At 71.0% G+C, this 22,914-nt stretch carries 19 protein-coding genes; 5 read left to right on the forward strand and 14 right to left on the reverse strand.

The genetic code is table 11. The features are described 5' to 3' along the window. Positions 1 to 84: 84 nt before the first annotated feature. Positions 85 to 2,244, reverse strand: coding sequence for a primosomal protein N' (locus FBY22_RS27620; RefSeq protein ID WP_142150420.1), 2,160 nt, complete (start codon positions 2,242 to 2,244; stop codon positions 85 to 87). A 291-nt stretch (positions 2,245 to 2,535) separates the two neighbouring features. Between FBY22_RS27620 and FBY22_RS27625 the strand changes: the two genes are divergently transcribed. The 4 genes from FBY22_RS27625 to FBY22_RS27640 are packed head-to-tail and all read left to right on the forward strand — an operon-like array spanning position 2,536 to position 7,614. After that, on the forward strand, positions 2,536 to 3,876 hold the full coding sequence (locus FBY22_RS27625; RefSeq protein ID WP_142150422.1) for a helix-turn-helix transcriptional regulator: 1,341 nt from the start codon (positions 2,536 to 2,538) through the stop codon (positions 3,874 to 3,876). A gap of 47 nt (positions 3,877 to 3,923) precedes the next feature. Further along, complete coding sequence (locus FBY22_RS27630) at positions 3,924 to 4,604, forward strand: toll/interleukin-1 receptor domain-containing protein (RefSeq protein WP_142150424.1); 681 nt, start codon at positions 3,924 to 3,926, stop codon at positions 4,602 to 4,604. Further along, a complete protein-coding gene (locus tag FBY22_RS27635) occupies positions 4,601 to 6,574 on the forward strand; it encodes a hypothetical protein (protein WP_142150426.1) in 1,974 nt (657 codons plus the stop codon). The genes FBY22_RS27630 and FBY22_RS27635 overlap by 4 nt, the downstream gene beginning before the upstream one ends. Then, positions 6,571 to 7,614 carry a hypothetical protein gene (locus FBY22_RS27640; RefSeq protein ID WP_142150429.1) on the forward strand — a complete coding sequence of 348 codons (1,044 nt, stop codon included), beginning with the start codon at positions 6,571 to 6,573 and terminating at the stop codon, positions 7,612 to 7,614. Before FBY22_RS27635 ends, FBY22_RS27640 begins: the two co-directional genes overlap by 4 nt. A gap of 81 nt (positions 7,615 to 7,695) precedes the next feature. Here the strand turns inward: FBY22_RS27640 and metK are convergent, their stop codons facing one another. From metK to pyrR, 13 genes are all read right to left on the reverse strand, one after another. Then, positions 7,696 to 8,904, reverse strand: a complete 1,209-nt coding sequence (gene metK, locus FBY22_RS27645; protein WP_058926521.1) for a methionine adenosyltransferase — start codon at positions 8,902 to 8,904, stop codon at positions 7,696 to 7,698. Between the two features lie 240 nt (positions 8,905 to 9,144). Then, positions 9,145 to 10,347, reverse strand: coding sequence for a bifunctional phosphopantothenoylcysteine decarboxylase/phosphopantothenate--cysteine ligase CoaBC (coaBC, locus tag FBY22_RS27650; protein WP_142150431.1), 1,203 nt, complete (start codon positions 10,345 to 10,347; stop codon positions 9,145 to 9,147). Positions 10,348 to 10,463: 116 nt separating this feature from the next. Further along, on the reverse strand, positions 10,464 to 10,736 hold the full coding sequence (rpoZ, locus tag FBY22_RS27655) for a DNA-directed RNA polymerase subunit omega (RefSeq protein ID WP_003988945.1): 273 nt from the start codon (positions 10,734 to 10,736) through the stop codon (positions 10,464 to 10,466). A 53-nt stretch (positions 10,737 to 10,789) separates the two neighbouring features. Then, a complete protein-coding gene (gmk, locus tag FBY22_RS27660; protein ID WP_142150433.1) occupies positions 10,790 to 11,383 on the reverse strand; it encodes a guanylate kinase in 594 nt (197 codons plus the stop codon). Between the two features lie 85 nt (positions 11,384 to 11,468). After that, a complete protein-coding gene (locus FBY22_RS27665; protein WP_003977346.1) occupies positions 11,469 to 11,792 on the reverse strand; it encodes an integration host factor in 324 nt (107 codons plus the stop codon). A gap of 337 nt (positions 11,793 to 12,129) precedes the next feature. After that, the gene (gene pyrF, locus FBY22_RS27670) at positions 12,130 to 12,975 is read right to left on the reverse strand and encodes an orotidine-5'-phosphate decarboxylase (RefSeq protein ID WP_142150435.1); all 846 of its coding nucleotides are present in this window, start codon (positions 12,973 to 12,975) and stop codon (positions 12,130 to 12,132) included. Then, positions 12,972 to 14,078 carry a quinone-dependent dihydroorotate dehydrogenase gene (locus FBY22_RS27675; RefSeq protein WP_142150437.1) on the reverse strand — a complete coding sequence of 369 codons (1,107 nt, stop codon included), beginning with the start codon at positions 14,076 to 14,078 and terminating at the stop codon, positions 12,972 to 12,974. Before FBY22_RS27675 ends, pyrF begins: the two co-directional genes overlap by 4 nt. A 52-nt stretch (positions 14,079 to 14,130) precedes the next feature. Then, a complete protein-coding gene (gene carB / locus FBY22_RS27680; RefSeq protein WP_142150440.1) occupies positions 14,131 to 17,439 on the reverse strand; it encodes a carbamoyl-phosphate synthase large subunit in 3,309 nt (1,102 codons plus the stop codon). Further along, entirely contained in the window at positions 17,432 to 18,574 is a 1,143-nt protein-coding gene (carA, locus tag FBY22_RS27685; protein WP_142150441.1) for a glutamine-hydrolyzing carbamoyl-phosphate synthase small subunit, read from the reverse strand. The genes carB and carA overlap by 8 nt, the downstream gene beginning before the upstream one ends. Further along, a complete protein-coding gene (locus FBY22_RS27690) occupies positions 18,571 to 19,131 on the reverse strand; it encodes a hypothetical protein (RefSeq protein WP_142150443.1) in 561 nt (186 codons plus the stop codon). The genes carA and FBY22_RS27690 overlap by 4 nt, the downstream gene beginning before the upstream one ends. Further along, a complete protein-coding gene (locus FBY22_RS27695; RefSeq protein ID WP_142150445.1) occupies positions 19,128 to 20,414 on the reverse strand; it encodes a dihydroorotase in 1,287 nt (428 codons plus the stop codon). The genes FBY22_RS27690 and FBY22_RS27695 overlap by 4 nt, the downstream gene beginning before the upstream one ends. A 5-nt stretch (positions 20,415 to 20,419) precedes the next feature. Continuing rightward, on the reverse strand, positions 20,420 to 21,397 hold the full coding sequence (locus FBY22_RS27700; RefSeq protein WP_142150447.1) for an aspartate carbamoyltransferase catalytic subunit: 978 nt from the start codon (positions 21,395 to 21,397) through the stop codon (positions 20,420 to 20,422). Between the two features lie 84 nt (positions 21,398 to 21,481). Next, complete coding sequence (pyrR, locus tag FBY22_RS27705) at positions 21,482 to 22,057, reverse strand: bifunctional pyr operon transcriptional regulator/uracil phosphoribosyltransferase PyrR (RefSeq protein WP_142150449.1); 576 nt, start codon at positions 22,055 to 22,057, stop codon at positions 21,482 to 21,484. A gap of 254 nt (positions 22,058 to 22,311) precedes the next feature. Here pyrR and bldD point away from each other — a divergent pair, with 254 nt between their 5' ends. Continuing rightward, positions 22,312 to 22,812: a transcriptional regulator BldD gene (bldD, locus tag FBY22_RS27710; RefSeq protein ID WP_142150451.1), complete on the forward strand. Its 501-nt coding sequence runs from the start codon at positions 22,312 to 22,314 to the stop codon at positions 22,810 to 22,812. Positions 22,813 to 22,914 lie beyond the last annotated feature (102 nt).

Below are 22,914 nucleotides of genomic sequence, written 5' to 3' on the forward strand. Positions count from 1 at the left end.
CGGTTTCGCCTACCGCCGCTCGCCCTGCGCGCGGGCCGACGGTGACCGGTCCGCCCTCCCCCGCAGGCTGCCCCCGTGCGTGCGTCAGCCGATGTCCGGTGGGTCGACGCGCACCCGGACCGCGGTCTCCCCGGCCGCGGCACCGCGGGCCATCCGCGCCGCCTGCGCGGACTTCAACGCCGATGCCAGCGCGGCTCCGCTGCCGGGCGGCACTCGTACCAGCGCCCGCTCCCAGTGCTCACCGGGAGGCGGTGCCCCCACCCGGCGCGGTCGGCCCGCCGACGTGACCGGCAGGGGGACGGGTCCCAGTACCTCGGCCTCCGACGGCAGTTCGGCCGTACGCAGGAACTCGGTGACCGCCTCCGCCGTCCCCGACACGGCCGCCATCCTGGACACGGGCGGAAAGCCCAGCTCGGCCCGCTCGCCGAGCTCCCGCACCGCGTGTCCGACGGGGTCCCACCGCACCAGCGCCTGCACGGGCCGCAGCGTCGGTTCGGCGACGACGACCACGGTGCCCCCGGCGCCCTGCGGCCGGACGAGCGTGGCGGCCGCGATCCAGCGCCGCAGCGCGTCCTCGCCGGCCCGCAGATCGGGCCGCCCGAGCATCGCCCAGCCGTCCAGCAGCAGCGCCGCCGCGTAGCCACCCTCGGCGACCGGCTCGGCCCCCGGCGTGCTGACCACCAGCGCCGGGGCCCCCGGCACGGTGTCCAGCACATGCTCACGCCCCGACGTCCGCACGGGAACGGCGGGGAAGGCCCGCCCCAGCTCCTCGGCCGTCCGGCGCGCTCCCACGACCTGCCCCCGCAGCCGGAATCCGCCGCACTCCGGACAGTGCCAGCCGCTCTCCTCGCGCCCGCACCACCCGCACCGCAGCGCCGCCCCCGACTCCTGCCCCTCCAACGGCCCGGAGCAGTGCCGGCACCGGGCGGGCGCACGGCAGTTGGCGCACGCCATGCGCGGCACGTATCCCCGCCGGGGCACCTGTACGAGCACCGGCCCGTGGCGCAGGCCCTCCCTGACGGCCTGCCAGGCCAGCGTCGGCAGGCGGGCGGCCCGGGCGGCCTCGTCACGCGCGAGATCGCCGTCCCCCACGGTCCGTACGAGCGGCGCGAGAGCCCGCACCTGCTCCCGGGCGGCGACGAGCGGCCGCGCCCAGCCGCTCTCGACGAGCTGGGCGGCCTCCACGGTGCAACTCCAACCGCCCAGCAGAAAGGCGCACTTGTCCTGTGCGGCTCGCAACAGCAGCACCTCGCGCGCATGCGGCTGAGGGGCGTGCAGTTCGCTGTGACTGTCGTCGCCGTCGTCCCAGATGGCCACCAGCCCGAGGTCCTGGACGGGCGCGAACATGGCGGCCCGGGTTCCGACGACGGCACGGACGGAGCCTCGACGCACCGCCAGCCACTCCCGGTACCGCCTCTCGGGCCCGGCGTCGGCGGTGAGCACCGCGTGCCGCCCCTCGCCCAGCAGGGCGGTCAGCGCGGCGTCGACGCGCGCGACGGCCCGCCCGTCCGGCAGGACGACGAGGGCCCCGCGTCCGGAGGCCAGCGTCGCCACCACGGCCCGCGCGATCTCCTCGCTCCACCCGGGCCCCGGCAACGCGTTCCACACGGCACGTGGGGCTCCGCCGGACGCCAGCGACTCCAGGAACGCCGCCGCCCGCTCGTACCGCGCCCAGGACCCCGTCTCCGGCGCGCCGGGCGGCGGCAGCGGCTCGGGCGAGGGCCGCTGCTCGGCCCGGGCGCTGCGGGGCGGCACGGCGAGCTGCAGTACGTCGGCGAGGCTGCCCGCGTACCGGTCGGCTACGGCCCGCGCGAGCCCCAGCAGCTCCTCGCTCAGCACCGGCTCGGGCGACACCACCTGGGCGAGCGCGGCCAGCGGCCCCGAGTAGTCGGACTGGGCGCGCCGCTCGATCAGGAACCCGTCGATCAGGCCGCCGCCCTCGCGCCGCCCTTCCCGCACCCGGTGCCGCCCGGCCCCGAACCGCACCCGCACCCGCACACCGGGCTGCGCGTCGGCGTCGAGCTCCTCGGGCACCGCGTAGTCGAAGTACCGGTCGAGATGCAGCACGCCCTTGTCGACCAGCACCCGCGCGACCGGCAGCTCCCCGGCCAGCGCGGCGCCCCGCCAGGTCCGCGGCTTGGCCCGCGGCTCCCTCGCCTTCCGCACACTCTCCCTGATGAGCGCAAGCTGCTCCGGCGGCGCACCCTCCCCGCCGCCGCCCCCCGCCCCGTTCTCGCTGCTCACGCTTGCATTCTTACCAAACCCCACTGACAAACGACGGCGCCCGATCCCCCGAAGGCCTCACCCGCGGATCATCGGCGAGCCGCCCGGCAAGCCCGCGCTCCCGGCCATTTCCCCGGCCGATCCGGCCTCCCTGGCCACCCGCAGGCTTGCCATGGACCCCGGGGCCGGTATCAGAAGTGGAAACGGGAAACACCGCCGACCGCCTTGCCCGCCCCACGACGCCTGGCGACGCTGAAACGCGACGACGGACGACCTGGAGTACCGGCGGCGTCGGCATGAGGGGGGGTTCACGTGCTGGAGCGGCCATGTCTCTTCGGAGCCGAACTGCGCCGGCTGCGCATCGCCGCCGGGCTCACGCTGACGCAGTTCGCCACCGCGGTGCACTACAGCAAGGGGCAGATCAGCAAGGTCGAGACCGGCCGCAAACGGCCGACGACCGAGTTCGCCCGCCTGTGCGACGCGGCTCTGGAGGCCGGCGGTGCGCTGGCGGCTCTGGTCCCCGGCGTCCCGGGACGTCGTCCGTCCGGCCAGCCGCCCGTTCCCGACCAGGCAGGAGCCATGCCCACAGACTCCACCAACCCTCCGGACGACGGCCAGTGGTCCCCGCCGTCGCGTCGCCGGCTGATGGCGGTCGGCGCGGTATCGGTGTTCGGCATCGCGGCCTCCGCTCCCACCACCGCCGCCGCCCAGTCCGCTCCCACCACTACCGCCGCCCAGTCCAAGGCATCCGGTCAACCGCTGGTCGACGCATACCGCGGTCTCTTCGACCAGTACCGCCGCATCGGCCAGTTGTCCCCACCGCAGGCTCTCCTGCCGACGCTCGTCGAACAGACCGGCGCCTTGCGTTCGCTCGCCGTGCACACCGGTGGCGACACGGGCCGCGGGCTGCTCGCCCTGGCCGCGCGCTTCGCCGAGTTCACCGGCTGGATGGCCCAGGAGGCGGGGGACGACGCGGCCGCTGCCCACTGGACAGCGCATGCCGTGGACATCGCCGAGGCCGCGGGCGACGGGCATCTGGCGTCGTACGCCCTGGTCCGCCAGGCCCTGATCACCTACTACCGGGGCGAGGGCGCGGACACGGTCGCACTCGCGGAGGGCGCGCTGAGCGGGCGGCTCCCGCCGCGCATCCGGGCCCTGGCGGCTCAGCGCGCGGCCCAGGGGCATGCCCTGGTCGGAGACCACGACGCCTGCATGCGCCTGCTCGAACGCGCCCGCGTCCTCTTCGGCCGGGCCGCCGCGGAGGGACCCGCGTCCGACGCCCCGGTGCTCGGTCCCACGCATCTGCGCGACCCCGTCGCCATGGTGACCGGCTGGTGCCTGCTGGACCTGGGCAGACCCCGAGAGGCCGCCGAGGTCCTCGACGCCGAGTATGCCCGGCTCGCGCCGGACGCCCTGCGCACCCGGCGTCGCTACGGCGCCCGTCGGGCTCTGGCCCACGCCGTCGCCGGAGAGAACGCGCATGCCTGCGAACTGACGCGTGATCTGCTGGAGCACACCTCGGGCGTGGGCTCCCAGACCATCACGGCCGACCTGCGCCGGCTCGCCCGTGTCCTCTCCCGGCACCCACGCCACCCCGCGTACCGCGCCCTGGCGCCCTCGCTCACCGCCGCGCTCTCGCCTCAGGCGCTCTGACCGGCACCCGTTCCCTCACAGCCGTCCGACAGAGAGGTCACTCCGTCATGCCCGAAATCTTCATCAACTACCGTACGAATGATGGCGAACACGCCGCCACGACCCTCGACAACGCCCTGCGCGCCCGCTTCGGCGACGAGAACGTCTACCGTGCCAGCCGGTCCATCGCCCCCGGCGACAAGTTCGACGATCACCTCCTCGGCAACGCGCGCCGAAGCTCCGTCCTGCTCGCCCTGATCGGTGACCGCTGGCTCGGCCACCCCCGGCTCGGCGTCGAGGGCGACTGGGTCACGAAGGAGATCCTGGAGTCGTACCGCTGCCACCGCCGCGTGATCCCGGTCCTCGTCGGCCGCCGCACCGAACGGCCGGCGCGGAACGAACTGCCCGACGCCCTGCTGTGGCTGGCGGACTGCCAAACCCTCCGCTACGACCACCAGAACGACGAAGCCGACCTCAAACGCATCGGCAACTCCCTGGCCGACCTGGTCCCCGCTCTCGCCGCCGCGGACCGCGCGACGACCGAGCCCGAACCGCCCGAGCCGACGACCCCGACGATGGGTGACACCTACCGGACCGACCTGGACCGGAACAACGGGAAGATCCACATCGGTCCCACTCACCACGTCGACCAGTCCGGGCCGGGCGCGATCTACACGGCCGGCAATCACCAGGGCGACATCAGCCACACCTTCGGTCCGATACCGCCGTCCCAGGACGACAGGCGATGACCGACGCGCCCGGTCCCGGTGCAGGCGGCATCCGCGACTACTACGACGTGGAGTTCCATTTCCACGGAAACGAACCCCCGCCGGATGTCATGTCGTCGCGGAACACTCCGCCCCGTCAGGTGGCCGACGAGCAACTGAGCCGCCTCCAGCGGCGGTTCGCCAGGCCCATGGGCATCAACGACGCCTACGACACCCTGGAGCGCCACAACATCGTGTTCCTGTACGGCACTCCCGGGAACGGCAGAACCACGGCCGCCCGGGTCCTGCTGCGAGAGCTGCCTCGCGGATCGGGCGTCTACCACGAGCTCACTCCCGACGCCGATGACCAGTCAGCCGAACCCCTCACCCCGGAACTCATAGGGGAAGGGGACCGGATGCTGCTTGACCTGTCGGATGCCGAGGAGGACGTGTGGACGCAGTGCCACAACCGGTTCCCCGGCTTCCACAAGATTCTCCTGGACAAGCGGTCGTTCCTCGCCGTGGTCCTGCCCCCGGCACACGCCGACAGGTTGAGCCCCGACTTCGCGGCGTACCGCAGAGTCGTCAACCGCCCCGACGACCTCGAAGTGATCGCTCGGCACCTGCGCCTGCGGGGCGTCGACCCAGGGGACTCCGGGCAGGCGCCGAAGGAGCTGACCGACTACCTCAGCGACAAGCCGCCCATGCGGGAGCTGGCGTACCTGGCGGGCATCATCGTGGATGCCCGCCGGACCGCCAAACCGGAGGAGTCCTTCGCAGACTGGTGCCGACAGGCCATCGCCGCCGCCGAGGAGGAAGAGGACGACTTCGTCCCGCCGCTGCATAACGGCCCGCAGCGGGCACTGCTGCTGTCGGTCGCCATGCTGCACGGCGCGCCGGCCGACCTGGTTCACCGGGCGGCGGCGATTCTCCGCAGGAGCCTGCGGATCGCGGGCGACGACCGTCCGCTGCTGGAGCACGAGAGTCTGACGGAGCGCCTGCGCGAGGTGGGGGCCTCCCGGAACGACGAGGCCCGCGTCCACTTCGACAAGCTGCGCCACGACCACGCCGTACGCCGCTTCTTCTGGCGGAACATGCCCGACCTGCGCAGACCGCTGCGCGACTGGGTGGAGCAGGTGCTGGCTCTGCCCCAGTTCCCCGAGGAGGGGCGGAAGGACCTCGTAGTACGGCTGGCGGCGCTGTGCGCACTGACGGAGGACGCGGACAGACTGGCCGAACCGGCCCGGGACTGGGCACTGCGGTACGACGACCCAGCGCGTCTGCGTGCCGCGGCCGAATGGCTCGGTTGGGGTGTGCGCAACGAGGACGAGCGGACGAGTCGGCACTTCCGCCATGCGATCTACACCTGGGCGATCCGGCCTGCCGAACCGAATCTGCGCCGGGTGTTGGTCGATGTGTGCGTGAACGTCATGGCGTTCACGCATCCGGAACAGGCCGTCGTCAGGCTGCACCACCTCGCCCGCAGGGAGCCCTTGGACGAAGGGAGCGGCAAGAACGCGGCCCGGCACGTGCTGCTGAGACTGGTGGAGATGGACACGCGCCTGCGGCGCTATCTCCTCTTCCGGCTGGCCTTGGCACCACCGAGACGCAACGGGCGGCAACAGGCCGTCGACGCCTGGCTCTTCCTCGGCCTGCTCACCATGCCCAGCCGGCCGGAACACGCCCTGCTCCAGTCGCCCTCCGCCCGGCTGTGGCTCCTGATGTGCTGGAGCGACGTACTGAGGAGCTTCAGCAGCAGGAGCTGGCTGCCGCATCTCCAACGGTGGATCACCACGACGGACGCGGCCGACGACCCCGAACTCGTCCACCTCGCCCTGGACGTCCTCGTCGACGCTGCCGCGGAGAACTACCCGGCCCTCCGCCAGATCTATCTGACGGCACGCAAGTCCCTGTCCGCCGAGAAGACCGAGCGGCTGCTGTCCCGTATCGAAGAAGCACAGCACAGGCGTCCGCCGCTGCGGGCCGACCCCGGGAAGGGGATCCGGACATGAGTTCCGCCCAGAAGACCGTCTCCGTCTTCATGGCGCTGATCAGCGCCATGCTCGTGCTCATCCTCGGTCTGTACACGGCCTGGCCCGCGTGGGCGTGGCCGCTCGCCGTGGTCCTGCTGGGGGCCGCGTGGGCGGGCGTCACGTTCGCGACACTGCGTACGAACCGCGGCAGGCCGCTGTCCGAGACGGTCACCGCACCGCCGGTGCCCGAGGTCGAGCGCCGTGAACTGTCGGTCAGGGACATCACGTTGCCCAGCGCCCTGGCCGACTACGACTTCCTCTTCTCGGCGACGATCCGCTGGTGCCCCGAGAAGCCGTACGCGCAGGACATTGGCACGCACCACGGTGGCCTCGCGCTGCAGGCGGTCGTGGACCGGGCCGGTGCGGTGACGCTGGCCCACCAGCCGTTCCGGAGCTCGCTGATCCAGCACGAACTGAGCGGGGCACTGGCGGAGATGCTGCCCGATCGTGGCGGCCGTGTCCGGGCCATGGCCCTCGATGTCGTCCTGCGGCTCTCGGAGGACGACCAGCGCCGTCTGGACCGGCTGGCCGCCATCCGCAAGGACGAGGAACTCTGGGAGCACGAGCGGAAGCAGGAGAAGAACAAGCGCGACTACTTGGGCGACGACGTGCTCCAGGACACAGGACGCGCGGTCGTGTGGTGGCTGGCCAGGAATGACGAGAAGGTCGAGCGGACCGTCAACGACATCGGCCTGCTGGCGCAGCTCACCTCGGCCGCCAACAACGAAAAGGTGGCCGAGCCGTTCCGGCACCTCGTCCCCGGCGCCGCCCCGGAGGCGGCGGTCGAGGCCGTCAGGGACCCGGCGGACCTCTTCACCGAATTCATGCGGCAGATGGGGTTCAAGCCCGGTGAGGACGCGTGTGTGATGGTCGCCGATCAGGTCGCGCGGGCCATCAAGGACAAGAACCCGGACACGGCTGAGGAGATCAGGACCCGCTTCGCCCCGCCCGACGAGGCCTCGGAGGAGAACACGGAGAGCGAAGGAGGCGGGGATGGGGACGACGGCACCCAGGAGTAGCCAGGGGGCATACCGGAGCGCGAACGCGTCGGGCCCGGCCCCCCGAGGGGAACCGGGCCCTGATACGGCCTGCTGGGAGGGTTACAGACCCACGGCCTTCTTCAGCGCCTCCACGCGGTCCGTCCGCTCCCAGGTGAACTCGGGCAGCTCGCGGCCGAAGTGGCCGTAGGCCGCCGTCTGGGCGTAGATCGGGCGGAGCAGGTCGAGGTCGCGGATGATGGCGGCCGGGCGGAGGTCGAAGACCTCGTCGATCGCCTTCTCGATCTTCTCGTGGTCGATCGTGGCGGTGCCGAAGGTCTCGACGAACAGACCCACCGGCTCGGCCTTGCCGATCGCGTACGCCACCTGCACCTCGCAGCGGGAGGCCAGGCCGGCCGCGACGACGTTCTTGGCGACCCAGCGCATCGCGTAGGCGGCCGAGCGGTCCACCTTGGACGGGTCCTTGCCGGAGAAGGCGCCGCCGCCGTGGCGGGCCATGCCGCCGTACGTGTCGATGATGATCTTGCGGCCGGTCAGGCCGGCGTCGCCCATCGGGCCGCCGATCTCGAAGCGGCCGGTCGGGTTCACCAGGAGGCGGTAGTTCTCCGTGTCGAGCTTGATGCCCTCGTCCAGGAGCGCCTTGAGCTCCGGCTCCACGACGAACTCGCGGATGTCGGGCGCGAGGAGCGAGTCCAGGTCGATGTCGGACGCGTGCTGCGAGGAGACGACGACCGTGTCGAGGCGGACGGCCTTGTCGCCGTCGTACTCGATGGTGACCTGCGTCTTGCCGTCCGGGCGCAGGTAGGGGATGGTGCCGTTCTTGCGGACCTCGGACAGGCGCTTGGACAGGCGGTGCGCCAGGAAGATCGGCAGCGGCATCAGGGTCGGCGTCTCGTCCGTGGCGTAGCCGAACATCAGGCCCTGGTCGCCGGCGCCCTGCTTGTCGAGTTCGTCCTCGTCGCCCTCGACCCGGGACTCGTACGCCGTGTCCACGCCCTGCGCGATGTCCGGCGACTGTGCGCCGATCGAGACCGAGACACCGCAGGAAGCGCCGTCGAAGCCCTTCTTGGAGGAGTCGTAGCCGATCTCGAGGATCTTGTTGCGGACGAGGGTCGCGATGTCCGCGTAGGTCTTGGTGGTGACCTCGCCGGCCACGTGCACCAGGCCGGTGGTGATCAGCGTCTCGACGGCGACCCGGGAGGTCGGGTCCTCGCGCAGGAGCGCGTCGAGAATGGTGTCGCTGATCTGGTCAGCGATCTTGTCGGGGTGGCCCTCGGTTACGGACTCCGAGGTGAACAGGCGACGGGACACAACGCTCCCTGGGGTTGCAGCGGCTGCTGGCTGATCATGGGCGGACGGGCTCGGGGGCTGCGCCCGGCACCGTCCGGGAACAGTTTATCGGTCGGTCTCGGCCACCGGCCTCTCCGTCTCGCCTCTCGGGAGGGCTGTGACCAGCGGCACGGGCATTCTGCCCAATCCCGTGCGGGCTTGGCCAGGGTCGCCACACCCCTGTGGCGGAGGTTCGAGGGGGCCGAGAAGCGAATGAAACATTCAGCCGAGCCGCTCCGCCACCAGGTCCCAGACGATTTCGGCCAGATGTTCCTTCGGCCCGTGGGGCACCGGCGTCTCGGTGCCGTCGGCGCCCAGGACGACCGCCTCGTTCTCCTCGGAGCCGAACGTCTTGCGCTCGCCCACCTCGTTCACCACGAGGAGGTCGCAGCCCTTGCGCCGCAGCTTGGAACGGCCGTTGGCCAGGACGTCGTCGGTCTCGGCGGCGAAGCCCACGATCACCTGCCCGTCACGGGGCCGTTCGGAGGAGATCTCCGCGAGGATGTCCGGATTCCGTATGAGCACGACGGGCTCGGGGTCCTGGCCGTCCTTCTTCTTGATCTTTCCGGCGGCGTATGCCGCGGGCCGGAAGTCCGCGACGGCCGCGGCCATGACGACGGCGTCGGCGTCCGCGGCGGCCTTGAGCACCGCCTCGCGCAGCTGCACGGCCGTGCCCACCTGGACGACGTCGACGCCCGCCGGGTCGGGCATGCCGGTGTTGGCGGCGACCAGCGTGACGCGGGCGCCGCGCGCCGCGGCGGTGCGCGCGAGGGCGTAGCCCTGCTTGCCGGAGGAGCGGTTGCCGAGGAAGCGGACCGGGTCGAGGGGTTCGCGGGTGCCGCCCGCGCTGACGACGACGTGCCGGCCGACGAGGTCGGGGGCGGTGACGCCCCGGGCGAGGACGCGACGGCAGACCTCGAAGATCTCGGCTGGGTCGGGCAGCCGGCCCTTGCCCGTGTCGACGCCGGTGAGGCGGCCGACCGCGGGCTCGATGACGACGGCGCCGCGGCGGCGCAGGGTCGCCACGTTCTCCTGTGTGGCCGGGTGCTCCCACATCTCGGTGTGCATGGCGGGGGCGAAGACGACCGGGCAGCGGGCGGTCAGGAGGGTGTTGGTGAGCAGGTCGTCGGCCAGGCCGTGGGCGGCCTTGGCGAGCATGTCCGCGGTGGCGGGGGCGACGACGACCAGGTCGGCGTGCTGCCCGATGCGGACGTGGGGGACCTCGTGGACGTCGTTCCAGACCTCGGTGGAAACGGGGTGGCCGGAGAGGGCGGACCAGGTGGCGGCGCCGACGAAGTGCAGCGCGGAGGCCGTCGGCACCACGCGCACGTCGTGACCCGACTCCGTCAGCCTGCGCAGCAGCTCACAGGCCTTGTACGCGGCGATGCCGCCACTGACCCCCAGAACGACCTTCGGCTTGTCCACCGTCTCTCCCCGGCTCGGCAACGTACGACCCCATCACACACCACAGGCCCGACAGTCGTGCTGCCGGGCCTGTGGATAAGTCAACCGCGATACGAACGTGCTACTGCGCGGGAGGGCTACTGCGCGGGGCCTTCGACGGCCTCGGACGTCAGCAGACCCGCGTTGATCTCGCGCAGGGCGATCGAGAGCGGCTTCTCGTGCACGTGGGTGTCGACGAGCGGACCGACGTACTCGAGGAGGCCCTCGCCGAGCTGCGAGTAGTACGCGTTGATCTGGCGGGCCCGCTTGGCCGCGTAGATCACGAGGCTGTACTTCGAGTCGGTGGCCTCGAGGAGCTCGTCGATCGGCGGGTTGATGATGCCCTCGGGCGCGGAGATGGAAGAGGACACGCTCTACCTTCCGATGGATGGGAAAAGATCGGTCGTGATCACATCACGTGCGATCACAGAACATCCATCAAGGCTAGCAGCTCGCGAGCCACGTCCTCGACGGAGGTGTTGACCAGGGTCACGTCGAACTCCGGCTCGGCGGCCAGTTCGACCTTCGCCGCGTCGAGGCGACGCTCGATCACCTCGGGCGGTTCGGTGCCACGTCCCGTGAGCCTGCGTACGAGCTCCTCCCAGGAAGGAGGAGCCAGGAACACCAGCTGGGCGTCCTTCATCGACTCACGCACCTGCCGGGCACCCTGGAGGTCGATCTCCAGCAGGACGGGCTCCCCCGCCTCCAACCGCTCCAGGACGGCCGCGCGCGGCGTGCCGTAGCGGTTGCCGGCGAACTCGGCCCACTCCAGCAGCTCGCCGTTGGCGATCAGCTTGTCCATCTCCTCGTCGGTGACGAAGAAGTACTGGACGCCGTGCTTCTCGCCGGGGCGGGGCTTGCGGGTCGTCGCCGACACCGAGAGCCAGACCTCGGGGTGTTCCTTGCGCATATGGGCGACGACCGTGCTCTTGCCGACCCCGGAGGGGCCGGAGAGCACGGTCAGCCGCGGACGTACGTCCGGGGGCTCGGGGGTCGTCCCCCGGAATGTTGCAGCCATGCAGCGATTATTCCAGCAATCCCGGTGTGCCCGGGACTCCCGGTCCGGAGGTCCCGGGACTCAGGAGAGTCCGGAGGTCCCGGACTCAGGAGCCGGTGCTGCCGAACTCACGCTCCAGGGAAGCGATCTGGTTGGAGCCGAGGCCGCGAACCCGGCGGCTCTCGGAGATGCCGAGTCGTTCCATGATCTGCTTGGCGCGGACCTTGCCCACGCCCGGCAGGGACTCGAGCAGGGCGGAGACCTTCATCTTGCCGATGACGTCGTTTTCCTGGCCCTGCTTGATGACCTCGTGCAGGGAGGCGCCGGAGTGCTTGAGTCGATTCTTGACCTCGGCCCGCTCCCGGCGAGCCGCGGCGGCCTTTTCGAGCGCGGCTGCGCGCTGTTCAGGGGTAAGGGGCGGAAGAGCCACGCCTACGTCACCTCGGATGTCGAACTGTCGGATACGGACCGGTGAGGAACCTAGTCGCCCCACACCTGGGGAGCCACGAGCAACACGCTCGCCCTGTGACTCTCGTCGGAGACTAGCGGTCAAGTCCGCCAGAGTCAGCGAGAACAGCGGAAAAGTCCTGGTCAGCCTCCGTCAGGCCAGACATTTAGGACATAATGCCCTGGATTTGAGGATGTATTCAGACTCAAGCGGGCTTCCGAACACCTGTTGGAAGACTCCCGCGACCTTCTGGAACGCCCGGGACGGCCGTCATGAACTCCTCATGTGGCCGTCCCGGGAGCCCTGCACGTGGTACAGCTCACACGCCGGCCAGCGCCGTCCGGATCTCCTCCGCGAACCGGTCCGCGGAAGTCCGCAGGGCGGCGATGTCGGGACCGTGCCGGAGCACTCCCCGGCTGACGTTCGGCACGACGTTGCGCACGGCGGCTCCGAATACCTTCGGAAGGTCGGCCGGGGTCGCCCCCTGGGCGCCGACGCCGGGCGCCAGAAGCGGGCCGTTGATCGCCAGGTCGTACGAGGACAGGTCGCCCAGCGTGGCGCCGACAACGGCGCCGAAGGAGCCGAGGGGCACCTCCCCCTCGTTCTCGGCCGCCAGGTGGCCCAGGATCGTCGCGCCGACGTTCCGGCCGTCGGGGCGCACCGCGTGCTGGACCTCGCCGCCCTCCGGGTTGGAGGTGAGGGCCAGCACGAACAGGCCCGTGCCGCTCTCCCGGGCCAGCGCGACGGCCGGGCTGAGCGATCCGTAGCCCAGGTACGGCGAGACGGTCAGCGCGTCCGAGAACAGCGGGGAGTCCTTGTGCAGGAAGGCCTCGGCGTACCCGGCCATGGTGGAGCCGATGTCGCCGCGCTTGGCGTCCGTCACGACCAGGGCGCCGGCCGCGCGCGCCTCCTGGACCGTCTTCTCCAGGACGGCGACGCCGCGCGAGCCGAAGCGCTCGAAGAAGGCGCTCTGGGGCTTGAGGACGGCGACCCGGTCGGCCACCGCCTCGACCACCGTGCGGCTGAACCGCTCCAGGCCGGCCACGTCGTCGTTCAGGCCCCACTCGGTGAGCAGGGACGCGTGCGGGTCGATGCCGACACACAGCGGGCCGCGGGCGTCCATGGCGCGGCGCAGACGAGTGCCGAAGGGTTCGAGAACGCTCATGCGGACTTCCTCACGTCGGCGCCGACCGCGTCGGCGAGGGTGGCGTACGGGCTGGTGCGCAGGCGCGCGGCGAGCCCCTTGTGGATGGCACGGCCCCAGAAGGGCCCCTCGTAGACGAACGCGCTGTAGCCCTGGACGAGCGTGGCGCCGGCGAGGATGCGCTGCCAGGCGTCCTCGGCGTTCTCGATGCCGCCGACGCCCACCAGGGTGATGCGGTCGCCCACGCGCGCGTAGAGGCGGCGCAGCACCTCCAGGGAGCGCGCCTTGAGCGGGGCGCCGGACAGCCCGCCCGTCTCCTTGACCAGCGAGGGGCCGGAGGCCAGACCGAGTCCCTCGCGCGCGATGGTGGTGTTGGTGGCGATGATGCCGTCCAGGCCGAGTTCGACGGCCAGGTCGGCGACGGCGTCGACGTCCTCGTCGGCGAGGTCGGGCGCGATCTTGACGAGGAGCGGCACCCGTCGGGCGGGCACCGCGCGGTCGGCGGCCTCGCGGACGGCGCTCAGCAGCGGCCGCAGGGCCTCCGTGGCCTGGAGGTTGCGCAGTCCGGGGGTGTTCGGGGAGGAGACGTTGACGACCAGGTAGTCGGCGTAGGGCGCGAGCCGCTCGGTGGATTTGACGTAGTCGCCGACGGCCTCGGCCTCGGGGACGACCTTGGTCTTGCCGATGTTGACGCCCACGACGGTCCTGAAGACCGGCTCGCGGGAGGCCAGCCGGGCCGCGACGGCCAGCGAGCCCTCGTTGTTGAAGCCCATGCGGTTGATGAGCGCGCGGTCCGGCACCAGGCGGAACAGCCGCTTCTTGGGGTTGCCGGGCTGGGCCTCCCCGGTGACGGTGCCGATCTCGACGTGGTCGAAGCCGAGCATCGACATGCCGTCGATGGCCACGGCGTTCTTGTCGAAGCCCGCGGCCAGCCCGAAGGGGCCGTGCATGCGCAGCCCGAAGGCCTCCGTGCGCAGCTCCTTGCGGCGGGGCGCGAGGGCGGCGGCGACGAAGGTGCGCAGCACGGGGACGCGGGCGGCGAGGCGGATCCAGCGGAAGGCCAGGTAGTGGGCCTTCTCCGGGTCCATGCGCTGGAAGACGAGGTTGAAGAAGATCTTGTACATGGTGTCCTCATGACGAGGGGGACACCGTTTCCGGTGTCCCCCTCGTCGGCTGCTAGTCGCGGGCCGCGGTCAGGTGTTCGGCGTGTTCCTGGAGCGAACGGACGCCCACGTCTCCGTGGTTGAGTGCGTCGATGCCCTGGACGGCGGCGGCGAGCGCCTGGACCGTCGTCAGGCACGGGACCGACCGTGCCACGGCCGCCGTACGGATCTCGTAGCCGTCGAGGCGGCCGCCGGTGCCGTACGGGGTGTTGACGATGAGGTCGACCTCGCCGTCGTGGATGAGCTGGACGATGGTCTTCTCGCCGTTCGGGCCGGTGCCCTCGGACTGCTTGCGTACGACGGTGGCGTTGATGCCGTTGCGCTTGAGGACCTCGGCGGTGCCGGAGGTGGCCATCAGCTCGAAGCCGTGGGCGACCAGCTCGCGCGCCGGGAAGATCATCGACCGCTTGTCCCGGTTGGCGACCGAGATGAACGCGCGACCCTTGGTGGGCAGCGGGCCGTAGGCGCCGGCCTGCGACTTGGCGTACGCCGTGCCGAAGACGGCGTCGATGCCCATGACCTCGCCGGTGGAGCGCATCTCGGGGCCGAGGACGGTGTCGACACCGCGGCCGTGGACGTCGCGGAAGCGCGACCACGGCATGACCGCCTCCTTGACGGAGATCGGCGCGTCGAGCGGCAGCTCGCCGCCGTCGCCGGTGGCGGGCAGCAGGCCCTCCGCCCGCAGCTCGGCGATGGTCGCGCCCAGCGAGATCCGGGCGGCGGCCTTGGCCAGCGGCACCGCGGTCGCCTTCGAGGTGAAGGGGACGGTGCGGGAGGCGCGCGGGTTGGCCTCCAGGACGTAGAGGATGTCCCCGGCCATCGCGAACTGGATGTTGATCAGGCCGCGGACGCCGACGCCCTTGGCGATGGCCTCCGTGGAGGCCCGCAGCCGCTTGATGTCGAAGCCCCCCAGCGTGATCGGGGGCAGGGCACAGGCGGAGTCGCCGGAGTGGATGCCGGCTTCCTCGATGTGCTCCATGACGCCGCCGAGGTAGAGCTCGGTGCCGTCGTAGAGGGCGTCGACGTCGATCTCGATCGCGTCGTCGAGGAAGCGGTCGACGAGGACCGGCCGGGAGGGGCTGATCTCGGTCGACTCGGCGATGTAGGACGACAGCCGGGTCTCGTCGTAGACGATCTCCATGCCGCGCCCGCCGAGGACGTACGACGGCCGCACCAGGACCGGGTAGCCGATCTCGTCGGCGATGGCCTTGGCCTCGGCGAAGGTGGTGGCGGTGCCGTGCTTGGGGGCCGGCAGGCCGGCCTCGGCGAGCACGCGCCCGAAGGCGCCGCGGTCCTCGGCGGCGTGGATGGCCTCGGGCGAGGTGCCCACGATCGGCACGCCGTTGTCCTTGAGCGCCTGCGAGAGGCCCAGCGGGGTCTGGCCGCCCAGCTGCACGATCACGCCCGCCACCGGACCGGCCTGCTGCTCGGCGTGGACGATCTCCAGCACGTCCTCCAGCGTCAGCGGCTCGAAGTACAGGCGGTCGGAGGTGTCGTAGTCGGTGGAGACGGTCTCGGGGTTGCAGTTGACCATGACCGTCTCGTAGCCCGCGTCGCTCAGCGCGAAGGAGGCGTGGACGCACGAGTAGTCGAACTCGATGCCCTGGCCGATGCGGTTGGGGCCGGAGCCCAGGATGATGACGGCCGGCTTCTCGCGGGGGGCGACCTCGGTCTCCTCGTCGTAGGAGGAGTAGAAGTACGGCGTCCTCGCGGCGAACTCGGCGGCGCAGGTGTCGACCGTCTTGTAGACCGGGCGGACGCCCAGCGCGTGCCGCACCTCGCGCACGACGTCCTCGCGCAGGCCGCGGATCTCCGCGATCTGCACGTCGGAGAAGCCGTGCCGCTTGGCCTCGGCGAGCAGTTCCGGCGTCAGCTCGGCGGCCTCGGCGAGTTCGTCGGCGAGTTCCTTGATGAGGAAGAGCTGGTCGACGAACCAGGGGTCGATCTTGGTGTACTCGAAGACCTCCTCGGGCGTGGCGCCCGCGCGGATGGCCCCCATGACCGTGTTGATCCGGCCGTCGGTGGGGCGCACCGACTCCCGCAGCAGCTCGTTCTTGTCGCCCGGCTCGCCGACGAAGGTGAACTGGCTGCCCTTCTTCTCCAGCGAGCGCAGCGCCTTCTGGAAGGCCTCGGTGAAGTTGCGGCCGATGGCCATGGCCTCGCCGACCGACTTCATGGTGGTGGTCAGCGTGGAGTCGGCCTGCGGGAACTTCTCGAAGGCGAACCGGGGGGCCTTGACGACCACGTAGTCGAGCGTGGGCTCGAAGGAGGCCGGGGTCTCCTGCGTGATGTCGTTCGGGATCTCGTCGAGGGTGTAGCCGACGGCGAGCTTGGCGGCGATCTTGGCGATCGGGAAGCCGGTCGCCTTGGAGGCGAGGGCCGAGGAGCGCGACACGCGCGGGTTCATCTCGATGACGATCACGCGGCCGTCCTCGGGGTTCACCGCGAACTGGATGTTGCAGCCGCCGGTGTCGACGCCGACCTCGCGGATGATCGCGATGCCGACGTCGCGCAGGATCTGGTACTCGCGGTCGGTCAGCGTCATCGCGGGCGCCACGGTGATCGAGTCGCCGGTGTGCACGCCCATGGGGTCGAAGTTCTCGATGGAGCAGACGACCACGACGTTGTCGTGCTTGTCGCGCATCAGCTCCAGCTCGTACTCCTTCCAGCCGAGGATGGACTCCTCCAGGAGCACCTCGGTGGTCGGCGAGAGGGTGAGGCCCTGTCCGGCGATGCGGCGCAATTCCTCCTCGTCGTGCGCGAAGCCGGAGCCGGCGCCGCCCATGGTGAAGGACGGGCGGACGACGACCGGGTAGCCGCCGAGGGTCTCGACGCCCGCGAGGACGTCGTCCATGGAGTGGCAGATGACGGAGCGGGCGGACTCGCCGTGCCCGATCTTCCGGCGGACCTCCTCCACGACCTCCTTGAACAGGTCGCGGTCCTCGCCCTTGTGGATCGCCTGCACGTTGGCGCCGATCAGCTCGACGCCGTACTTCTCCAGGACGCCGTTGTCGTGCAGGGAGATGGCCGTGTTGAGGGCCGTCTGGCCGCCCAGGGTGGGCAGCAGGGCGTCGGGGCGCTCCTTGGCGATGATCTTCTCGACGAACTCGGGGGTGATCGGCTCGACGTAGGTGGCGTCGGCGATCTCCGGGTCGGTCATGATCGTCGCCGGATTGGAGTTCACGAGGATCACGCGCAGACCCTCGGACTTCAGGACGCGGCACGCCTGGGTGCCGGAGTAGTCGAACTCGGCGGCCTGGCCGATGACGATCGGGCCGGAGCCGATGACCAGGACGGACTGGATATCGGTGCGCTTAGGCACGCTGGCCCTCCATCAGGGATACGAAGCGGTCGAACAGGTAGGCGGCGTCGTGCGGACCGGCTGCCGCTTCGGGGTGGTACTGGACGCTGAAGGCCGGGCGGTCGAGGAGCTGGAGGCCCTCCACCACGTTGTCGTTCAGACAGACGTGGGAGACCTCGGCGCGGCCGTAGGGGGTCTCGGAGACCTTCTCGAGCGGGGCGTCGACGGCGAAGCCGTGGTTGTGCGCGGTGACCTCGACCTTGCCGGTCGTACGGTCCTGCACCGGCTGGTTGATGCCCCGGTGGCCGTACTTGAGCTTGTAGGTGCCGAAGCCCAGCGCGCGGCCCAGGATCTGGTTGCCGAAGCAGATGCCGAACAGCGGGGTGCCGCGCTCCAGGACCGCCTGCATGACGGAGACCGGGTGGTCGGCGGTGGCCGGGTCGCCGGGGCCGTTGGAGAAGAACACGCCGTCCGGTTCGACGGCGAAGACGTCCTCGGCGGTGGCCGTGGCGGGCAGGACGTGGACCTCGATGCCGCGCTCGGCCATCCGGTGCGGGGTCATGCCCTTGATGCCGAGGTCGACGGCGGCGACGGTGAACTTCTTCTCACCGATCGCCGGGATGACGTACGCCTCCTTGGTGGCGACCTCGGCGGAAAGGTCGGCGCCCTTCATCTCGGGGGCCTGGCGGACCTCGGCGAGCATGGTGCCCTCGTCGGGCAGGGCGTTGCCGGAGAAGATGCCGACGCGCATGGCGCCGCGCTCGCGCAGGTGGCGGGTGAGCGCGCGGGTGTCGATCCCGGAGATGCCGACGACGCCCTGGTGGCGCAGCTCGTCGTCGAGCGGGCGGCGCGAGCGCCAGTTGGACGGCACGCGCGCGGGGTCGCGCACGACGTATCCGGCGACCCAGATGCGCTTGCTCTCCGGGTCCTCGTCGTTGACGCCGGTGTTGCCGACGTGCGGGGCGGTCATCACGACGACCTGGCGGTGGTAGGAGGGGTCGGTCAACGTCTCCTGGTAGCCGGTCATGCCGGTCGAGAAGACCGCCTCGCCGAAGGTCACCCCCACGGCCCCGTAGGCACGGCCGCGGAAGATCCGGCCGTCCTCCAGGACGAGTACGGCGGGAGTCCTGGAAGCTCCCCTGGTGGAGGTTGTCATCGTGCGCCTTCCGTCTTGTTGATCATCACATTCAGGGCCTCGACCCACTCCGTGTGCTCGGCCGCGCGGTCGGAGCGGAAGCCGGAGTCGATCAGCCGGTCGCCGTGCTGCCAGGTCACCACGAGCAGCCCTCCCTCGGTCAGCACCTTGCCGGCGATGCCCTTGTCCAGCCGGGCCTCGCGCAGCTGGGCCGCCGGGACGAAGAAGTCGGTCGCGCCGGGGCGTACGACGTCCAGTCCCGCGTCCGTCAGCGTGAGCTCGGCCCGGCTGCGGGTGCCGAGGCCGTGCGCCACGATGCGGTCGAGCCACTGATGGGCGGTGGTGGAGCCGTGGTAGCGGCCGCTCATCGTCAGTCTGGCCTCGCCGGGCTCGTCCGGCGCGCCGGGCAGCTCGGGCAGGTCGCCCTGGAGCGTGCCGCGCCATTTCCAGCCCTCGCGCATCAGCCAGTAGACGAGCGCGACGAAGAGCGCGAGTCCGACGAGCCAGCCGATGCGGGCGGCCCAGTCGGTGACCTCGGCCGACTCCTTCTCGGCGGCCAGCAGGATTACAGGTGTCACGTGAGCTTCCCGTCGACGAGCGTCGCCTTGCCCCGCAGCCACGTGTGCGTCACACGGCCCGGCAGCTCACGTCCCTCGTAGGGGGTGTTGCGGCTGCGCGAGGCGAAGCCCGCGGGGTCCACCGACCCACGGTATGCGGTGTCGACGAGCGTGAGGTTGGCGGGCTCACCAGCCGAGACGGGACGCCCGTGGCCCTTGGCCCCGCCGATCGCGGCCGGCTTGAAGGACATCCGCTCGGCGACCCCGGCCCAGGTGAGCAGGCCGGTGTCCACCATGGTCTCCTGCACGACCGACAGCGCGGTCTCCAGGCCGACCATGCCCATGGCGGCCGCGGCCCACTCGCAGTCCTTGTCCTCCTGCGGGTGCGGGGCGTGGTCGGTGGCGACGATGTCGATCGTGCCGTCGGCGAGCGCCTCGCGCAGGGCGAGCACGTCCCGCTCGGTGCGCAGCGGCGGGTTGACCTTGTAGACCGGGTTGTAGGTGCGCACCAGCTCGTCCGTCAGCAGCAGGTGGTGCGGGGTGACCTCCGCGGTGACGTCGATGCCGCGGGACTTGGCCCAGCGGACGATCTCGACGGACCCGGCGGTGGAGAGGTGGCAGATGTGCACGCGCGAGCCGACGTGCTCGGCGAGCAGGACGTCCCGGGCGATGATCGACTCCTCGGCCACCGCGGGCCAGCCGCCCAGACCCAGTTCGGCGGAGACGATGCCCTCGTTCATCTGGGCGCCCTCGGTCAGCCGCGGCTCCTGCGCGTGCTGGGCGACGACACCGCCGAAGGCCTTCACGTACTCCAGCGCCCGCCGCATGATCACCGCGTCGTCGACGCACTTGCCGTCGTCCGAGAAGACGGTGACGCCGGCGGCCGACTCGTGCATGGCGCCCAGTTCGGCGAGCTTCCTGCCCTCCAGGCCGACGGTGACGGCGCCGATGGGCTGCACGTCGCAGTAGCCGTGCTCCTGGCCGAGCCGGTAGACCTGCTCGACGACGCCGGCGGTGTCGGCGACCGGGAAGGTGTTGGCCATGGCGAACACGGCCGTGAAGCCGCCGCTCGCCGCGGCGCGGGTGCCGGTCAGCACGGTCTCGGAGTCCTCGCGGCCGGGCTCGCGCAGATGGGTGTGCAGGTCGACCAGGCCCGGCAGCAGGACCTTGCCGTCCGCCTCGACGACCTCGGCGCCCTCGGCGCTCAGTCCGGCACCCACCTCGGCGATCGTCGAACCGTCGATCAGGACGTCCTGCGCCTCGCCGCCGAGCACCTTGGCACCACGGATCAGGATCTTGCTCATGTGTCTTACTTCTCCTCGATACGGGCGTGGGTGACGGCGGGTTCGTTGCCACCGAGCAGCAGGTACAGGACGGCCATCCGGATGGAGACTCCGTTTGCGACCTGCTCGACGACGGTGCAGCGGTCGGAGTCGGCGACCTCGGCGGTGATCTCCATGCCGCGGACCATCGGGCCGGGGTGCATCACGATGGCGTGCTCGGGCATCCGCGCCATGCGGTCGCCGTCGAGGCCGTAGCGCCGCGAGTACTCGCGCTCGGTCGGGAAGAAGGCGGCGTTCATGCGCTCGCGCTGGACCCGCAGCATCATCACCGCGTCGGACTTGGTGAGGGTGGAGTCGAGGTCGTACGACACCTCGCAGGGCCAGGTCTCGACGCCGACCGGTACCAGGGTGGGCGGGGCGACCAGGGTGACCTCGGCGCCGAGGGTGTGCAGCAGGTCGACGTTGGAGCGGGCGACCCGGCTGTGCAGGACGTCGCCGACGATGGTGATGCGCCTGCCGGCCAGGTCCTGGCCGAGTCCGGCGTCCCGGCCGACGAGGCGGCGGCGCATGGTGAAGGCGTCCAGCAGGGCCTGCGTGGGGTGCTGGTGGGTGCCGTCGCCGGCGTTGATGACGGCGGCGTCGATCCAGCCGGAGTTGGCCAGCCGGTAGGGGGCTCCGGAGGCGCCGTGCCGGATGACCACGGCGTCGACGCCCATGGCCTCCAGGGTCTGGGCGGTGTCCTTCAGGGACTCGCCCTTGGAGACGCTGGAGCCCTTGGCGGTGAAGTTGATGACGTCCGCCGAGAGGCGCTTCTCGGCGGCTTCGAAGGAGATACGCGTGCGCGTGGAGTCCTCGAAGAAGAGGTTGACGATCGTACGGCCGCGCAGGGTCGGCAGTTTCTTGATCGGCCGGTCCGCGACCCGGGCCATCTCCTCGGCGGTGTCGAGGATCAGGACGGCGTCGTCGCGGGTGAGGTCGGCGGCCGAGATGAGATGACGCTGCATCTGTCAGGCTCCGTAAGGCAATTCGGGATTCGGGAGATTCCGGGCAGACCAGGGCACGCCGAAAGGGCGCGTGCCCAGCGGCCGCTACTGGGGCTGCTTCGCACCGAGCAGCACGGTGTCCCGACCGTCCTCCTCGGCGAGCTGGACCTTGACCGTCTCCCGCAGCGACGTGGGGAGGTTCTTGCCGACGTAGTCGGCGCGGATGGGCAGTTCGCGGTGGCCGCGGTCGACGAGGACCGCGAGCTGGACCGCGCGCGGACGCCCCACGTCGTTCAGGGCGTCGAGCGCGGCCCGGACGGTACGGCCGGAGAAGAGCACGTCGTCGACGAGGACGACCAGCTTGCCGTCGATGCCGTCACCGGGGATCTCGGTGCGGGCCAGCGCACGCGGCGGGTGCATGCGCAGGTCGTCGCGGTACATGGTGATGTCGAGCGAGCCGACCGGAATCTTGCGTTCCGTGATCTGCTCGAGCTTGGCGGCGAGCCGCTGGGCGAGGAAGACACCCCGGGTCGGAATGCCGAGGAGCACCACGTCGTCGGCGCCCTTGGCGCGCTCGACGATCTCGTGGGCGATGCGGGTCAGTACCCGCGCGATGTCGGGGCCCTCGAGAACGGGCCGGGCATCGGAGGCTTGCGTGTCCTGCTTGTCGTGCTTGTCCATACGAAACGGACCTCCTTCTCCGCCTCACGGGACGGACCTTAAAGGACGTCGGATTTGCGCCATCCACGGTAGCAGGCCCGCACGACACCCCTGATCACCCCCCTGGGCTAATCGGCCACCGCCACCACGGAAGAGTCGGTGTGGACCATTCGGCTTGACGCAGAAGAATCACGCTGCGTAACCTCACAGTGAGTTACCAGACGCGCGGCGGCGGAACGTCCGCAGCCGCGTCGACACAGTGTCCGGGGAGCTATATGTCCAGCGAATACGCCAAACAGCTCGGGGCCAAGCTCCGGGCCATCCGCACCCAGCAGGGCCTTTCCCTCCACGGTGTCGAGGAGAAGAGCCAGGGACGCTGGAAGGCGGTCGTGGTCGGGTCGTACGAGCGCGGTGACCGCGCGGTGACCGTACAGCGCCTTGCCGAACTGGCGGATTTCTATGGCGTGCCGGTGCAGGAACTGCTCCCGGGCACCACCCCCGGCGGCGCCGCCGAGCCCCCGCCGAAGCTGGTTCTGGACCTGGAGCGGCTGGCCACCGTGCCGGCCGAGAAGGCGGGCCCCCTGCAGCGCTACGCGGCCACGATCCAGTCGCAGCGCGGTGACTACAACGGCAAGGTGCTGTCGATCCGCCAGGACGACCTGCGCACACTCGCCGTCATCTATGACCAGTCGCCCTCGGTTCTGACCGAGCAGCTGATCAGCTGGGGCGTCCTCGACGCGGACGCGCGCCGCGCGGTGGCTCACGAGGAGAGCTGAGCCCCACCGCACCACAGCAGAAACGTGCCGCCGCGGTGGCCGGAACTTCACGGTTCCGGCCACCCCGGCGGCTTTCTGCGCCCTTCGGACGGCACGGCGGTG

Origin of the sequence: Streptomyces sp. SLBN-31, from assembly GCF_006715395.1 — a bacterium.
Classification (GTDB): Bacteria; Actinomycetota; Actinomycetes; order Streptomycetales; family Streptomycetaceae; genus Streptomyces.

Bases quoted from the DNA above. Each gene is read 5' to 3' on its own strand.
- FBY22_RS27630 (WP_142150424.1), top strand. From the start codon at position 3,924: ATGCCCGAAATCTTCATCAACTACCGTACGAATGATGGCGAACACGCC.
- FBY22_RS27635 (WP_142150426.1), top strand. From the start codon at position 4,601: ATGACCGACGCGCCCGGTCCCGGTGCAGGCGGCATCCGCGACTACTAC.
- FBY22_RS27640 (WP_142150429.1), top strand. From the start codon at position 6,571: ATGAGTTCCGCCCAGAAGACCGTCTCCGTCTTCATGGCGCTGATCAGC.
- gmk (WP_142150433.1), bottom strand. From the start codon at position 11,383: ATGGCTGCAACATTCCGGGGGACGACCCCCGAGCCCCCGGACGTACGT.
- pyrF (WP_142150435.1), bottom strand. From the start codon at position 12,975: ATGAGCGTTCTCGAACCCTTCGGCACTCGTCTGCGCCGCGCCATGGAC.
- FBY22_RS27675 (WP_142150437.1), bottom strand. From the start codon at position 14,078: ATGTACAAGATCTTCTTCAACCTCGTCTTCCAGCGCATGGACCCGGAG.
- carA (WP_142150441.1), bottom strand. From the start codon at position 18,574: ATGACAACCTCCACCAGGGGAGCTTCCAGGACTCCCGCCGTACTCGTC.
- FBY22_RS27695 (WP_142150445.1), bottom strand. From the start codon at position 20,414: ATGAGCAAGATCCTGATCCGTGGTGCCAAGGTGCTCGGCGGCGAGGCG.
- FBY22_RS27700 (WP_142150447.1), bottom strand. From the start codon at position 21,397: ATGCAGCGTCATCTCATCTCGGCCGCCGACCTCACCCGCGACGACGCC.
- pyrR (WP_142150449.1), bottom strand. From the start codon at position 22,057: ATGGACAAGCACGACAAGCAGGACACGCAAGCCTCCGATGCCCGGCCC.
- bldD (WP_142150451.1), top strand. From the start codon at position 22,312: ATGTCCAGCGAATACGCCAAACAGCTCGGGGCCAAGCTCCGGGCCATC.